This is a genomic window from Streptomyces sp. NPDC093225, from assembly GCF_044753805.1.
GTDB lineage: Bacteria > Actinomycetota > Actinomycetes > Streptomycetales > Streptomycetaceae > Streptomyces.
This window is the reverse complement of the sequence record NZ_JBIVNX010000002.1, coordinates 264260-278718: the sequence shown is the minus strand read 5'-3', so window position 1 is coordinate 278718 and position 14459 is coordinate 264260. Positions and strand designations below refer to the sequence as shown.

The 14459-nt window shown below is 72.2% G+C and carries 13 protein-coding genes; all 13 read left to right on the top strand.

What is annotated here, in order from left to right:
- Positions 1–143 precede the first annotated feature (143 nt).
- Positions 144–3125 (top strand): MFS transporter, encoded by a 2982-nt coding sequence (locus ACIQCH_RS03315; RefSeq protein WP_402577396.1) that lies wholly within the window; start codon positions 144–146, stop codon positions 3123–3125.
- Positions 3126–3175: 50 nt separating this feature from the next.
- A complete protein-coding gene (locus ACIQCH_RS03310) occupies positions 3176–4474 on the top strand; it encodes a protein-L-isoaspartate O-methyltransferase (RefSeq protein WP_402577394.1) in 1299 nt (432 codons plus the stop codon).
- Positions 4471–4878, top strand: a complete 408-nt coding sequence (locus ACIQCH_RS03305) for a GFA family protein (RefSeq protein WP_402577392.1) — start codon at positions 4471–4473, stop codon at positions 4876–4878. Before ACIQCH_RS03310 ends, ACIQCH_RS03305 begins: the two co-directional genes overlap by 4 nt.
- Before the next feature lie 31 nt (positions 4879–4909).
- Positions 4910–5719: a class I SAM-dependent methyltransferase gene (locus ACIQCH_RS03300; protein ID WP_402577390.1), complete on the top strand. Its 810-nt coding sequence runs from the start codon at positions 4910–4912 to the stop codon at positions 5717–5719.
- On the top strand, positions 5716–7098 hold the full coding sequence (locus tag ACIQCH_RS03295) for an NUDIX domain-containing protein (protein WP_402577388.1): 1383 nt from the start codon (positions 5716–5718) through the stop codon (positions 7096–7098). The genes ACIQCH_RS03300 and ACIQCH_RS03295 overlap by 4 nt, the downstream gene beginning before the upstream one ends.
- Positions 7099–7126: 28 nt before the next feature.
- Positions 7127–7606 (top strand): GNAT family N-acetyltransferase, encoded by a 480-nt coding sequence (locus ACIQCH_RS03290; RefSeq protein WP_402577386.1) that lies wholly within the window; start codon positions 7127–7129, stop codon positions 7604–7606.
- The gene (locus ACIQCH_RS03285) at positions 7603–8106 is read left to right on the top strand and encodes an NUDIX domain-containing protein (protein ID WP_402577384.1); all 504 of its coding nucleotides are present in this window, start codon (positions 7603–7605) and stop codon (positions 8104–8106) included. Before ACIQCH_RS03290 ends, ACIQCH_RS03285 begins: the two co-directional genes overlap by 4 nt.
- The gene (locus ACIQCH_RS03280) at positions 8107–8772 is read left to right on the top strand and encodes a M15 family metallopeptidase (protein ID WP_402577382.1); all 666 of its coding nucleotides are present in this window, start codon (positions 8107–8109) and stop codon (positions 8770–8772) included.
- A 29-nt stretch (positions 8773–8801) separates the two neighbouring features.
- Positions 8802–11177, top strand: coding sequence for a methyltransferase, FxLD system (gene fxlM / locus ACIQCH_RS03275; protein ID WP_402577380.1), 2376 nt, complete (start codon positions 8802–8804; stop codon positions 11175–11177).
- Positions 11174–11752: an AAA family ATPase gene (locus tag ACIQCH_RS03270; protein WP_402577378.1), complete on the top strand. Its 579-nt coding sequence runs from the start codon at positions 11174–11176 to the stop codon at positions 11750–11752. Before fxlM ends, ACIQCH_RS03270 begins: the two co-directional genes overlap by 4 nt.
- A complete protein-coding gene (hemC, locus tag ACIQCH_RS03265) occupies positions 11752–12711 on the top strand; it encodes a hydroxymethylbilane synthase (protein ID WP_402577376.1) in 960 nt (319 codons plus the stop codon). Before ACIQCH_RS03270 ends, hemC begins: the two co-directional genes overlap by 1 nt.
- A gap of 26 nt (positions 12712–12737) precedes the next feature.
- On the top strand, positions 12738–13586 hold the full coding sequence (locus ACIQCH_RS03260) for a hypothetical protein (RefSeq protein ID WP_402577374.1): 849 nt from the start codon (positions 12738–12740) through the stop codon (positions 13584–13586).
- Positions 13587–13690: 104 nt separating this feature from the next.
- Entirely contained in the window at positions 13691–14452 is a 762-nt protein-coding gene (locus tag ACIQCH_RS03255; protein WP_402577372.1) for a PIG-L deacetylase family protein, read from the top strand.
- Positions 14453–14459: the final 7 nt, after the last annotated feature.

The window sequence follows — 14459 nt, the reverse complement described above, 5'->3', positions numbered from 1 at the left end:
GTGCCCCGGGCGGCCGTGGGCACCGTCTGCTCGGTCTGTCCGCTGTTCGAACCCGTCGGCAGCGCAGCCAGGGTTACCTCCGGGCGGGCCCGGCACGCAGCCGTAGAGGTGCTCACCGAGGGCCTGGCCGTGGGAGGCTCTCCGTGAGGGCCTCGCCCAAATCCGCCACCGCGCGGGCAACGTTGTGGCGGCACCGCGACTTCCGGCGCTACCTGACCGGCCAGACCGCGAGTGTGGCTGGCAGTTCCATTACGTCGATGGCGCTCCCGGTGCTGGCCGTACTCGAGCTGGGCGCCACCACGGGGCAGGTGGCCTGGTTGGCGTTCCTCGGACAGCTGCCGCCCGCGCTGCTGGCACTGCATGCCGGTGCCCTCGCCGACCGGCACTCCAAGCGTCGCCAGATGATCACAGGTGACCTGGTCAGCGCTGCTGCCCTGGCGACCGTGCCGCTGGCAGCGGCCCTCGGTGTGCTGACGTTGACGCAGCTCATGGTTGTTGCGGCCGTCCAGGGTGCCGCCGGCGTGCTGCACGATGCGGCGGCGATCAGCCTGCTCCCGAAGCTGGTCGAGAAGTCCTTGATCCAGCGGAGCAACAGCCGGATCGGAAGCCTGTTCGCGATCGCCGCGACCGGCGGCAGCAACGCCGGCGCCGCACTGACCGCGCTGCTCGGCCCGGCCCGCGCCCTGCTCGGCGACGTCGCCTCCTACCTGTTGAGCGCCTGGTGTACGGCCCGGATCCAGACCGACGAGACCAGCCCGACACGAGCGGAGAAGCGCCGACTGCGTACGGAGATCGCCGAGGGCCTGCGGTACGTGCACGCCGACCGACGGCTGAGCGTGCTGACCTGGGTCAACGCCACCACCTCGTTGGCCTTGGCAGTCCTCAACACGTTGTGGGCTCTGTATCTGCTGCGGGTTCTGCAGCTGAGTGCGACCGTCTTCGGCCTGGTGCTGGGAATCGGCGCGCTGGGGGCGGCAGCAGGCGCCTTCGCCGCCCCGGCCCTCACACGACAACGCGGACCCGGGCCGATGATGCTCGGGGCGCTCGCCCTCACCCCGCTCACCCAGCTCCCGCTGCTGCTGGCCTCCCCCGGAATCGGCTGGGAGATCACCATCGGCGCGTCACTGTTCCTACAGTTGACCTGCGCCGCAGCCGCCGGCACCACCCAGCGATCCATCCGGCAGATCATCACCGAGTACCGGATGCAGGCCCGGATGCAAGCCGTCAGCACCTGCCTGACCTCCGGCGCCCGGCCACTGGGGGCGCTGATGGCCGGAGGCCTCGGCACCTGGGCCGGAGTACGGCCTGCGCTGGCCGTCGGTGCCTGCCTGCTGGTCGTACCGCTCGTGATCTTGGCGCTCTCGCCCTTGCGTGCCCTGCGGCACATGCCCATCCCGCCGCCCGAGCCGGATGACCCGAAGGACTCCACCGCTGTCGCGGTGCCCGAACCTCGCACCGCCACGCAGTCCGCAGGTTCCGTACTCCCTGCCGCCGCAGCACCGCGGACGGCGATGGGCAACCACTCTCAGGAGTGCGGGGATCCGGATGCTGGCCCACAGCCGGGCGCCGGTGCTGGGAGTTCACCGAGGCCGAGGCCCGTGACTGCCCGTTCAGACATTCCGTACTCGTCCGCGTCACCGAACTGCGAGGTCACCTTGCCGCCCACCCGAGCCCACATCCAGGACGTCGTCACCGCCTACCTGGAACGGCACCCAGCTGAAGCGCCGCTGCTGGCAACTCTGTTGCGGCTGCTGGACCAAGACGCCGAGCCCACGAGCCGCTCGACCATGCCGGGGCACATCACGTGCAGCGCGGTCGTCGTCGACCACGACCGCCGTGTCCTGCTCGTCCACCACAACGTCTTCGGGCTGATGCTGGCACCCGGCGGGCACGTCGAGGCAGGTGACCGCTCGCTGCTGGAGACGGCGCTGCGCGAGGTCCACGAGGAGGCCGGCATCCCGCCCGGCGCCCTGTGCGCCACCGCCGCCTACGGTCCCCTGCCCATCGACATCGACGTCTTCGACATCGACGCCAACCCGGTCAAGGGCGAAAGCGCGCACCAGCACTGGGACTTCCGCTTCGTCTTCCAGCTGGTAGACAGGGACATCGAGGTCACCGTGCAAACGGAGGAGGTCTCGGCCGCCGAGTGGCGCGCCTTCGACGAGGTCACGGCCCCGCAGCTGCGGGCCAAGCTCTGTGCCTCCGGACTCGACGGACACATCGAGCCGGTCAACGCCTCGGCGCTGATCCACGACGGGCACGGCCGCTACCTGCTGCACCTGCGCGATGACCTCCCCGGCATCTGGGAGCCCGGGGCCTGGGCGCTGCTCGGCGGAGGCCGCGAGCCGGGCGACACCTCACTCGAAGACACCGTCCGCCGTGAACTGCGGGAGGAAGCCGGGCTCGAGCCGGGCGTCATGGAGCCGTTCGCCGTCGAACTCGCCACCGGCACCGACGGCCTGACCGTGCCGGTGCAGGTGTTCACCACCCGGTGGAACGGCGACCCCGCCGGCCTGCCGCTCACCGAGGGCGTGATGCTCGCCTGGTTCCACCCCGACACCATGCCCCGCCTGCGGCTGAACCCCTCCACCCTGGACCTCGTACGGCGGCACGCCGAGCACTCCGGCCGCACCAAGGCGGCGGCCCAGCGCGAGGCCCTCGGGCCGGACCGCCCGAAGGCGGGCAGCACCAGCGTCCCGCATATCGTCGGCGTCCACCTCTACCTGGAACGCGGCGGCCGGGTCCTGCTCGGCCTGCGGCACCCCGACTCCGCGTACGCCGGCGGCACCCACCACTTCCTGGCCGGTCACTGCGAGCAGGAGTCTGCCGTGGCCTGCCTGGTGCGGGAAGCGAAGGAGGAGGCCGGCCTGCTCATCGATCCGCAGGACGTCGAGTTGGCGCACGTGGTGCACATGGTGGATGAGCCCGGCGCGCAGCCCCGGATCGGGTTCGTCTTTCGTGCGCAGCACTGGACGGGGACGCCCGAGGTCTTGGAGCCGGACCGGTGCGTCTCCTGGGGCTGGTGGCCGGCCGACGCCCTCCCCGAGCCGATCGTCGCCTACACCTGGGCCGCGATCGAAGGCATTCGCGCCGGCCGTCCCTACACCGAACTCGGCTGGACATGACCGCCCTACGCCTCGCCCTCCGTCCTCCACCCCGACCCCAGGAGTCGTACGTGCTCGATCCCCTCGTGCCGCCCGCCCGGACCGACGCCTCCCCCGACGAGGAAACGAAGGCGGCGCGGGCGGAGATGGTCGCCGGGCTGGAAGCCGCCGGCCACCTCCGTCCGGGCCCGGTCCGGGACGCCTTCCTCGCTGTGCGGCGGGAGGTTCTGATGCCGCAGGCGTACGTGCGGCGCAGCAAGCCGGACGACACCCCGCCGCGCTGGGACCTGCTCGACTGGGGCGTGCCTGCGGACAGGGAGGAGCTGCTCGGGCTGCTGTACGGCGGGGAGAGCGTGCTGATCCAGCATGACGGCGAGCCGATCCTGGGCCGGGTGCCGGGCCCGCGGTCGGGCGGGGCGATGACTGCGATGTCCAGCACGGTCGGCATGACCGTCGCCCGCCTCCAGCACCTCGACCTGCGCCCGGGCCAGCGGGTCCTGGACATCGGGACCGGGGCAGGGGTGACCGCGGCCGTGGCGTGCCGGATCGCGGGGGATGGCGGGGTGGTTACCGTGGACCGGGACGAGCACGTCACCGCCGCGGCCCGCAAGCGGCTCGCTGAGCTTGGTCACCGGCCGACGGTCGTGACGGGGGAAGGCCAGGACGGATGGTCCCCAGGGGCCGGTTACGACCGGATCTTCGTGTCCTACGCCGTGACCCGGGTGCCGGAGGCCTGGCCGCAACAGCTGGCCGTCGGCGGGCTCGCGCTGGCGACCCTGTCGACGTACTCGCCGTCCTGGCCGGGCCTGGCCATCCTCACGAAGACCACAGCCGGGCGAGCTCAGGCCCGGTTGGAGGCAGTGGCGCTCGGGCACCGGGCCGGTCACGGCTGGAAGCAGATCTTCCTCAACTCCCGCTTCCGGGAACGGATCGATGCCACGGATGGCGGCAGCACGGTGACCACGCCCACGGGTCCGCCGTCGGACGAGGCGCGCGGGATGTGGCTGGCCTTGGACCACCTGCATCCCGGCCTCGTACGGAACTGGGCCGCCGACCACCTGGTCATCGGGGCGCCCGACTGCGGCTCCTGGGTCACCGCCCGCCCGGACGACGCCGCCACCTGGGCTGTCACGGTCTGCGGGCCCCGCGACATCTGGTCCGAAATCCAGAACACCGCCACTCGCTGGCAGGCCGCCGGAGGCCCGTCCTCGTACCGGCTGCACCTCGAACCGGGCGGAACCCAGTGGGTCAGCGCCGGAACCGGACCGACCGAGCTGTCCTGGCCGCTGCCCGCCGCCTCGAACCCGGCGACGGCCGTCCCGCCGCAGGCCACCGAACCCGGACTGTCACCGAAGGAGACGAGCCGATGACCTCGCCCACCCCTGCCGCCACCGCGCCTCGGTCCGGCTCCTGCCAGTGCGGCGCGATCCAGTTCACGGTGACCGGGGAACCCGACTACCCCCACACCTGCAGTTGCCGCGACTGCCAGAGGCTGTCGGGAGCACCGATGATGACGTGGGTGTCCTTCCCCCTCGACGGCCTGGCATGGAGCAGCGGAGAGCCGTCGTGGCATTACACGTGGCCGGACTCCAGGCGCGGCTTCTGCCCGTCCTGCGGCAGCCAGGTCTGCGCCCTCGACGACGACGCCTCCAGCATCGCGGTCACCCTCTCCGCGCTCGGCAACCCGCCCGACCTGGTCCCGGTCAACCAGAGCTTCCGCGAGCACGCCGTGCCCTGGCTGCCCCAGGTCCCCGACACCCGCGCCCGCACCTGACCCCTCGCCCGCACCACGAGATCGGAGACCCGTGTCCCTGTTCGACTCGGTGGAACACCACTACGCCCGCTACCGCCCCCGACTGCCCGACCAGGTCGTCCAGCTCCTGGCCCAGGAACTGGCCGGGGCGCAAGCGCCCAGACTGCTGGACCTCGGCGCCGGCACCGGACAGGTCGCCCTGTCCATGCTCCCTGCCCTGCCTCCCGCGGCCCACCTGGACCTCGTGGACCAGGACGAGGGCATGCTCCGCACCGCACTCGACGCGCTCCGACCGCACCTGGGCGAGCGCACCGCCACGGTGCACACCGTCCCGGCCGAGAAGTTCACCCCGGCCCAACCCGGCTACCAGACGGATCTGGTCACCTGCTGCCGGGCGTTCCACTGGATGAACCGCCCCGCGGTGCTGGCCATGGCCGACCGGGTGGCAACCCCGCACGCCGTCGTCGCGATCATGGGCGACGGCAGCCTGTGGACACACAAGGCTGAGTGGACCGTCGCCCTCAAGGCCCTGATTCAGACCCATCTGGGAGAAGACCGCCGTGCCGGCACCACCGGCACCTATCGCGAGCCCGGCCGCCGCTACGAAGACGACCTCGCCGACTCCCCGTTCAGCGACATCACCGAGCACCTCATCCCCTTCACCCGTGCCTGGACACCCCGCAACGTCCTGGGCTACCTGCGGTCCACCAGCTTCGCCCGGCCCGACCTCTTCACCGACCACACCGGATTCGAGGAACAGGCAGAGGACCTCCTCCTCCGGCACGCGAAGCAGGACGGAGTCCTGCGCGAGGACGGCGTGTTCATCGTGCTGCTCGCCCGCCGCCCGGGGGTATCTCGGTGAGCGGCGGGGCCCGGCACACCGTGCCGGTCGACGTCCACCTGATCGCGCGCCGCGACCGTGAGAGTGGCCCGGAGGTGCTGTTGTCCCGCCGCGCAGGACCGGTGTACGCGTCGGGCCTGTGGCACCTCCCCTCCGGACACCTCGACCCCGACGAGGACATGGTCGACGCCGTGATCCGCGAGGCCCGCGAGGAGACGGGCGTACTCATCGAGGCACAGGACGTGACCGCAGCGGTCACCGTCCACCACCGCCCGCCGACGGGATCCCGCTCCCGGCTCGGTGTCTTCTTCGAGGTGCGACGGTGGTCGGGGCGGCCTCGGATCATGGAGCCGGACCGGTGTGACGGCATGGACTGGTACCCGCTGGACGCCCTGCCTGACCCGATGGTGGCGTACTGCCGGGCCGGGCTGGATGCCTACCGCGCGGGCCTGCCCGCCGCCGTGCACTTCCAGCAGCCGGGCGACGCCATCGAGTACGGCCCTGACGGTGCCGACCGCACCCGGCTCCTGGCCGGACCGCCCGTCGGCGAGGTGGAACTGCCTTACCAGCTGCGGGTGTTCTCCGAGCGGGCCATCGGCCGGATCGCGCACGCATCGGAGGTGTCCTGGGTCCGGACCGGCAGCCGGGTATGGAAGCTCACCGGGCCCGGCGGCGGCACCTGGTACCTGAAACGGCACCGCGGGGCGAAGTTCCACGGCCGGGAGGTGGCCGCGTACCGGTCGTGGGTGCCGGCGCTGGGGCCGCGAGCCCCCCGTCTGGTCGCGGCCGACGCCAAGGCGCAGGCCGTCGTCGTCACCGCGCTGTCCGGGCGCCCGCTGCACGGCATGGTCCTCGACGCGGCCGACGAGGCGCGCATCCAACACGGCCTGGGGCGTCTCACCAGCGCCCTGCACCGCAGCGCACCCGAGCGGCCCGCCGCCTCTGTGACAGCCGCCGACAAGCTCGAGCGCCACCTGGAGGGCGCTCGGCCATACCTGGTGAACGGGGATGAAGACCTGGTCCTCGCCCTGGCCGGCACGTACGCCGGGCTGCCGCTTCCGTCGCTCATGCCTACGCACGGGGACCTGCAGTACCGCAATGTCCTGCTCGGCACCGACGGCGAACCGCTGCTGTTCGACTTCGAGCGCTCCGAGTACAACACCGCGACCAGGGACATGGTGCGGCTGAGCGATACCTGGACCGACCGACCGGATCTCCGTGCCGCGTTCCTCGACGGCTACGGCAGGCCTCTGACCCCCACCGAGGAGCTCCGCCTGGACTGCGAAGCCGCCTTCGACGCCGTCTCAGGCATCGCCTACGGCACCAGCCACGGCGACCCCGAAGTCACCGAACGCGGCCTCCGCACCCTGCGCCGCCTCCACATCATCCACCACCCCTGACCCCGGCCCCTCAACAGGAAGGAACCCCGTGCCCGAACCTCGCCTGGCCACCCCGGCCGACGCCGCAGAGATCGTCCGCCTGCGCTCGGACAACATCCTCAGCGAACCCCTCGACGACGCCTGGCTCGCCACGTGTGCCGACCAGCTCGCCTTACGCCTCCAGGGCGGAGGCGACGCCCGCGCGTACGTCGTCGACTCCCCCACCGGCGGGCTCGCCACGTGTGCCCTGGGCCTGGTCCACGCCGTCCTGCCCGCCCCGAAGTACCCCAAGGGCCTGGCCGTACGGATCCACGCGGTCGCCACCGACCCGGACCACCGGCGCAATGGCTATGCCAAGGTGGCGCTCGCCGCGCTCCTCGACCACCTGGAACGTGACGGTGTCACCCTCTACGAGCTGTACGCCAGCGAAGGGTCCGCCCCGCTGTACGAGCAGCTCGGCTTCGCCGCCGACCCGGCGCTGATGCGCATGACCCGCTTCCCCTCCCAGGCCGAAGGGAGCGGATCGTGAGCAGGAAGTGGCTCCCTCCGGAGGAGTTCGCCGCGACCCTTCCGCACGCCACGGTCTTCGGGGCCGTGTTCTTCACCGACGAGGACGACCGGCCCGTCCAACTGCGCACCACGTACTCCAGTACGCACCCGTGGCAGTGGCCGGGCGGCATCGCGGAGCCGGGCGAGCGCCCGTGGGAGACCGCCGTGCGTGAGTGCCGGGAGGAGACCGGAATCCAGCTGGCAGGACCGCCGAAGCTCCTGGCGACGGTGTTCGGGCTGCCGGGCAAGGACTGGCCGCTGGCCACAGTCGGGTTCGTCTTCGACGGCGGAAGGCTCCCTCTGGGGCAGCTCGCCGGGATCGTGCTGGACCCGGACGAGCACGACGAGGTGCGTGCCCTGACGGTGCCCGAGTGGCAGGGACTGATGCCGGGACGCGACAACGCCCGGCTCCAGGCCGTGATGGCCGCCCGCCACGCCGGAGTCCCGGCGTACTTCGACACCTGGGACTGGGAGGCCTGAATGAGCATCGTCCTGATGTCCGACCCGCGGGTCGCCGCGATCCCGGTCACGGAGAACGGCGAGCCCCTCGCCGATCTCCGCGCTGGCGGCCAACTCCTCCTCGATGACCGCCGAGCCGATCCCGCCCACGCCTTCGCACACCTCCGCTCCGGGGTCCTCAACCGTCTGCTACACGCCCAGTCCCTGCTGCCAGACGGCCTGCGCTTCCTCGTCGTCGAAGGCTTCCGGCCCCCGGCCCTCCAGCAGCGGTACTTCGAGGAGTACGCGGCCGAACTCCGCGCGGCCCACGCCGACTGGCCTGCGGAGGAGCTGCGGGCGCAGGCCAGCCGGTACGTGTCACCGCCGGAGATCGCCCCGCACAGCGCCGGCGCGGCCGTCGACCTGACCCTCGTCACCGCGGACGGCACCGAACTGGACATGGGCACCCGCGTCAACGCCAGCCCGGAGGAAAGCGCCGGCGCCTGCTACACCCTCGCCGACGGGCTCTCCCACCAGGCCCGGCTCCACCGCGCCACCCTCGGCCGCGCACTCACAGCCGCCGGACTCGTCAACTACGGCACGGAGTGGTGGCACTGGTCCTTCGGCGACCGCTACTGGGCCCTGATGACCAGCCGACCGGCAGCCCTCTACGGACCCGCCTCCCAGCACCCCACCGACCGTTCCTGAGCCACCCGCCCCAGAGGGAGCACGCACACATGAACACCACTCACACAGCACAGGACTGGCACGCCCACTACGACGCCGGCCGCGACTTCAGCCCCCTGACCGACACCGAGAAGAGCATCCTCACCGAGCACCTGGCGCTGTCCGAAGGCACCCAGGGGGCCAGGGCCCTGGAAGTGGCCTGCGGGACCGGGGAGCTGGCCCGGTTCCTCGCCGCGGCCGGGTACCAGGTCGACGCCGTGGACTGGGCCCAGTCCGCCGTCGAGCGGGTCGCTGCAGCCTCGGAGGAGGGGGTCGTCTGCCACCAGCTCGACATCACGGGCGGGGACCTCTCCTCCCTCGCCCCGGCCGGGACCGGCCGCTACCGGCTGATCACCATGCGCCGGGCTCTGGCCCACCTGCCCGACCGCACCCGCACGGTCGCCGAACTCGCCGCCCTCCTCGACGAGGACGGCACACTGTGCGTGATTACCCCGCACGCCGACCGGCATCCGCAGGAGCTGCGCGGGATCTGTCTGGACGACGCCGAGATCGACCTCCTGGCCGACGGCTGGCAGCACACAGGCCGCTTCGACGCCGACGGCTCCGCCGTCGTGCTGCTGCACGGGCCCAGGACCGACCCCGTCACCTACAACGAGAAGCGGACCCCGAAGCCAGCCGCCATGGCCGGCGTCGCGGTCGTCGTCACCAACGAGCACGGGCAGGTTCTCCTCGGCTGGAATCCCTCCCGTGCCGTGTGGGAACTCCCCGCTGGCAAGGTGGAGCCGGGCGAGGCCTTCGAGGTCACCGCGGTCCGCGAACTCGGCGAGGAGGCAGGCCTGCACGCCCGGCTGGAGTCGGTGCTCCTGCTGGGCACGCTGTGCGACTCCACGCACGGCTTCACCCGGATCACCGAGATCGCCCGCATCACCGACTACACCGGCGAGCCGACCGTCCGAGAGCCCGAGCTGATCACCCGGTGGGAGTGGCACACCCCTTCCGCCGTCCGGCACCTGCCCCAGCCGCTGTTCACGGCGTCCGCCCAGGCACTGAACACGGTGTGGCCCGGGCTCCTGCCCGACGTCCCGCCGGCGCACCGCACGCCCCGGCCCGCCGGGGACGTGGCGCTGAAGTTCGCCGAACCGGCTGCCGCGGTCCGCATGCGTGAGCAGCTGGTCCGGGACCTCACGGAAGCCGGGTGGACCGACACCCCGGAACTGCAGAGGGCGTTCACGGTCGTGCCCCGGCACGCCTTCCTGCCCGAGCAGTCTCTCGCCAGCGCGTACGCCAATGAGGCCGTGGCCACCGTGTTCGACGAGGACACCGGGCGGTCGATGAGTTCCGTGTCCCAGCCGGAGATGCAGGCGGTCATGCTGCGCCGGGCGGGCCTCCGGCCGGGCGACAACGTCCTGGAGATCGGGGGCGGCGGATACAACGCGTCCCTGATTGCCGAACTCGTCGGCCCGGCCGGTTCTGTGGTGTGCGTGGAGATCGACCCCTACGTACACGCCCGTACGGAACGGTTCCTGGCCGAGACCGGGTACGCGGACCGGGTCCGGGCCATCCTGGGCGACGGCACCCATGGCGCCCCCGGACACCTCATCCCGGAGAACGGCTTCGACGCCATCCTCATCACCGTCGCCTCGAACGACGTGCCGTGGCGGTGGACCGAACAGCTCGCGGAAGGCGGGCACCTGGTGGTACCGCTGCGGATCGGCGGGTTCACCCGGGCCGTCGGGCTCCGCAAGCAAGGCCCGGTGCTGGTGTCCACGGCGATCAGCCCATGCGGGTTCGTCCCCATGCAGGGAGCCGGCCGGTGGGACGAGACTCCGGTCCCGATCGGGGACACCGGCTACGGCATCCGCTGGGAGGACACCCCGCCCGCCCCGCTCGACGGCCTGGACCGCGCCCTGGCCGAGGGCGGGCTGGAGCTGTGGACCGGCGTGACGGTTCACGGCGACGAGTCGTTCGAAGACCTCCAGCTGTGGCTGGCCACGTCCCTGAGCGGGTTCTGCCGGATGGAGGGGGATCCGGACCGGCCGGGCCCCGTGCGGCTGCCGAAGCGGTCGGGGGCCGCGGCCATCGTCCTGGGGCGCTCGCTGGCCTGCTTGATGACGGAGCGGCGTGAGCACGACGAGCCCAACGGCACATCCACTTGGGAGTTCGGGGTCCAGGGCTTCGGGCCCGACGGCAAGGCCGCCGCAGACACCCTGGCTGCTGCTGTCCGCGCCTGGGACCAAGAGCTGCGGGGCCAGGCCACGCCCCGGCTGACGGTGATGCCCGCAGGCACCCCCGACTCGGCCCTCCCCGCCGGGCACGTCGTCGAGAAGACCGACTGCCGCATCGTGGTCACCTGGCCCGGCCGTGACGAGGTGGATGGCTCCAGCGTTGGACAGCCCACGGCGCCAGAGAGGTCGGACGAGCAGTGATCATCTGGACCAACGGGGCCTTCGGCAGCGGGAAGAGCACCCTGGCGGCCAGCCTGCACCAGGCACTGCCCGGCTCTGTGGTCGCCGACCCGGAGGACGTCGGCGACCTGCTGCGCAGCACCCTCAGCGGGCACCCGGGCAGGCTCCGCGACTATCAGGACTACCCGGCCTGGCGGCGCCTGACCACGGCCTACATCGACGAGATCGCCACCCACACGGGCGGCCACGTCATCGTGCCCATGACCGTGCTCAATCCCGCATACGCCGCCGAGATGTTCGCACCCCTGCGCTCGTCGCCCGGCCTCGTCCATCTCGTCCTCCACGCCGGTCCGAACGAGCTGGGTGCCCGGATCGACTCGAGCGAGGAGTTCCCCGGTGACAAGGCCGGCAGCGAGGCCGTCCGCGCATACCGGCGGCGCCGGGCACCCGACTACGCCGCTGCCGCTGCCGCGTGGATGCACGCCGACGGCCACGTCATCGACACCAGCACCCTGTCGGCGGACGCGGTCCTCCAGACCGCCCTCACCCATCTCTCGCCCGCCCACTTCACCACCGCCGATGGAGCCCGACCCTGATGACCAGCACCACCACCCTCACCAACCTCCGCCTGGGAACCCGGCCCAGCCCCATGGCCATGGAACAGACCGGCCGCTTCGCCGACGCCTTCCGCGCCCGGTACCCGGAGGGAGTCCTCAACATCATCGAGATCGTCTCCGAGGGCGACCGGCACCACGGCCCGCTCTCGGCGATCGGCGGCAAGGGGGCCTTCACCCGCAACGCCGACCGACACCTCCTCGACGGACGCGTCCAGGCCACCATCGCGTGCGCCAAGGACGTCCCCGGCCCGCACGACCGCTCCCCCGGCATCATGGTCGGAGCGGTCCTGCCCCGGGAGGACACCCGCGACACCCTGGTTCTCCCTGCAGGCAGCCCCGCGGGCACGCTCGCTCAGCTGCCGCCCGGCACCCGAGTGGGGACCAGCGCACCCCGCCGGACCGCCCTGCTCAAAACCCTCCACCCGGGACTCGTTCCGGTACCGATCCGTGGCAACGCCGACAGCCGGCTCCGCGCCCTCGACGAGGGAATGCTCGGCGCGGACGTCATGATCGCCGCCCTGGCCGGCCTGCGCCGCCTCGGCCTGGAGCACCGGGCCTCCGAGATCCTCGACCCCACCCTCTGGCTACCCGCAGCGGGCGCGGGCACCGTGATCATCGAGCACCGGGCCGACGACCCCGCCACTGGGGCACTGCTCGCCCCGCTCACCCATGCCCCCACCCGCATCCTGCTCGACGCCGAACGGGCCGCACTCGCCACCCTGCACGGCGGCTGCCTCACCGCCGCCTCCGCCCACGCCAGCCTCGACACCACAGCTGACACGGTCACCGTGCACGCCGTCGTCCTGGACCCGGCCGGCGGCACCCCGCTGCGCGCCGCCACCACCGGTCCCGCGGCCGAGGCCACGGCTGTCGGGCAGGCCGCCGGGCAGCGGCTCCTCACCGCCGGAGCCGCACTCCTCCTCGGAACACCCTCATGACCGGATCGGCCGCACCCGAAGGACCCGTGTTCGCCCCGCCACAGGCCCAGGTCGACCAGCAACGCATGCGCCGGGCGCACGTCTCCGCCGCCCAGGCATTCTCCGTGACCCCGGCAGGACCCGAAGCGTGGGGCTGGCAGGGCCGCACCCTGGGCCGCCGCGCCGACCGGTGGTGGCTGCGCCTGGTCAGCACACCAGTCGGCAAACGCGGCGGCCACCTGTGGGACGGCACCGCCACCGCGGACGCAGCCCTGCCACGGTCCGTTCCCCGGCCGCGCCTCCACGGCGTCACCGAGTGGACGAACGACGACACCGCGTACCGGGCCGAACTGTCCGAGTACGTGCCCCTGCCCGCCCTCCAGGCAGGCGGACCCGTCCTGCGGACCGAGACGGAGCTGCCGGACACGTGGTGGAGCGACCTGCTGTCCGCGCTGACGACCACCGCCGCCGTACCGACCGTCAGGCAGGCCGTGCGGCAGCAGTGGATCGACCGCAACTTCACCCGCTTCCTCGGCATCCCCTGCCCCGGAGCCGTCGCATGGACCACCGGCCACGGAGACCTGCACTGGGGCAACCTCACGGCAGCGCCCCTGGTGATCCTCGACTGGGAGGGCTGGGGCCTGGTCCCCAGTGGGTTCGACGCAGGCCTGCTCCACGCGTACTCACTGCGCACACCCGCCACGGCCGCAAGGATCCGGAGCACGTTCAGCCACCTGCTCGACACACCGGACGGGAGAGTCGGTGAACTCGTCGCCCTCGCCCAACTCCTCCAGGTCGCCGCCCGCGGTGGACACCCCGACCTCACACCCCACCTCGTCCGGCACGCCGGGCACCTCACCGGCAGGACTGTCCCGCACCCTCCCGACCCGGCCTAGAAGGTGAACAAAGGAGGGTGAGCGTCCCGACACCCGCGCTCAGCCCTCCGGTCCTTCCGGGCCGCCGTGACGCGGCCTGCCCCGTACTCCACGAAAGGCGTCCCGTGCCCGCTCCCAGCATCCTCGCGGTCTACGCCCACCCCGACGACGAATCCCTCGTGGCCGGGGGAATCCTCGCCAAACACGCGGCAGCCGGCGCCCGGACCGCCGTCGTCACGGCCACCTGGGCCGCGGACAGCCATCGCGCCGCCGAACTCGCCGACGCCCTGACGCACCTCGGTGCGGGGGCGCCCCACATGCTCGGGTACGCCGACCTCCATGTCCCCGACTCCGCGCCCGGGCGTCCCCCGTTCCGCGACGCCCCACTGGACGAGACCGTGGAACGCCTGGTGGCCCACGTGCGCGACTTCCGGCCGGACCTCATCGTCACCCACGACGCACACGGCTCCTCTGGACACCCTGACCACATCCACACCCACCGCGTTACCCTGCTCGCCGCACACGCGGCCGGCCTCCCGACCGCTCACCCCGAGGCCGGGCCCCCGTGGCAGCCCTCCGCCCTGTACTTCTCCGCGCACCCGGATGCCGCCAGCTCCGGCCTGGCCGGTCTATTCTCGGGGGTCGGCAAGCGCCTGTACACAGTCCCGGACGAGACGGTCACAACGGCGGTGGACGTCCGCCCCTGGATGGACCGGAAGTGGGCAGCCATCCGCGCACACCGCTCGGAGACAGCACGAAGCCGCTCGCTCCCGGCCTTGCTGAGCGGGCTCTCGGCATCGGAGCGGGATGCAGTTCTCGGTACCGAATACTTCATCCGCCGCGACCTCCTCTCCGCACACAGAGGTCACCGCGAACTATCCACCTAAAATGGAT

Coding starts and splice junctions, on each gene's coding strand:
- ACIQCH_RS03305 (WP_402577392.1), top strand. CDS start 4,471: ATGACCTCGCCCACCCCTGCCGCCACCGCGCCTCGGTCCGGCTCCTGC.
- ACIQCH_RS03280 (WP_402577382.1), top strand. CDS start 8,107: ATGAGCATCGTCCTGATGTCCGACCCGCGGGTCGCCGCGATCCCGGTC.
- fxlM (WP_402577380.1), top strand. CDS start 8,802: ATGAACACCACTCACACAGCACAGGACTGGCACGCCCACTACGACGCC.
- hemC (WP_402577376.1), top strand. CDS start 11,752: ATGACCAGCACCACCACCCTCACCAACCTCCGCCTGGGAACCCGGCCC.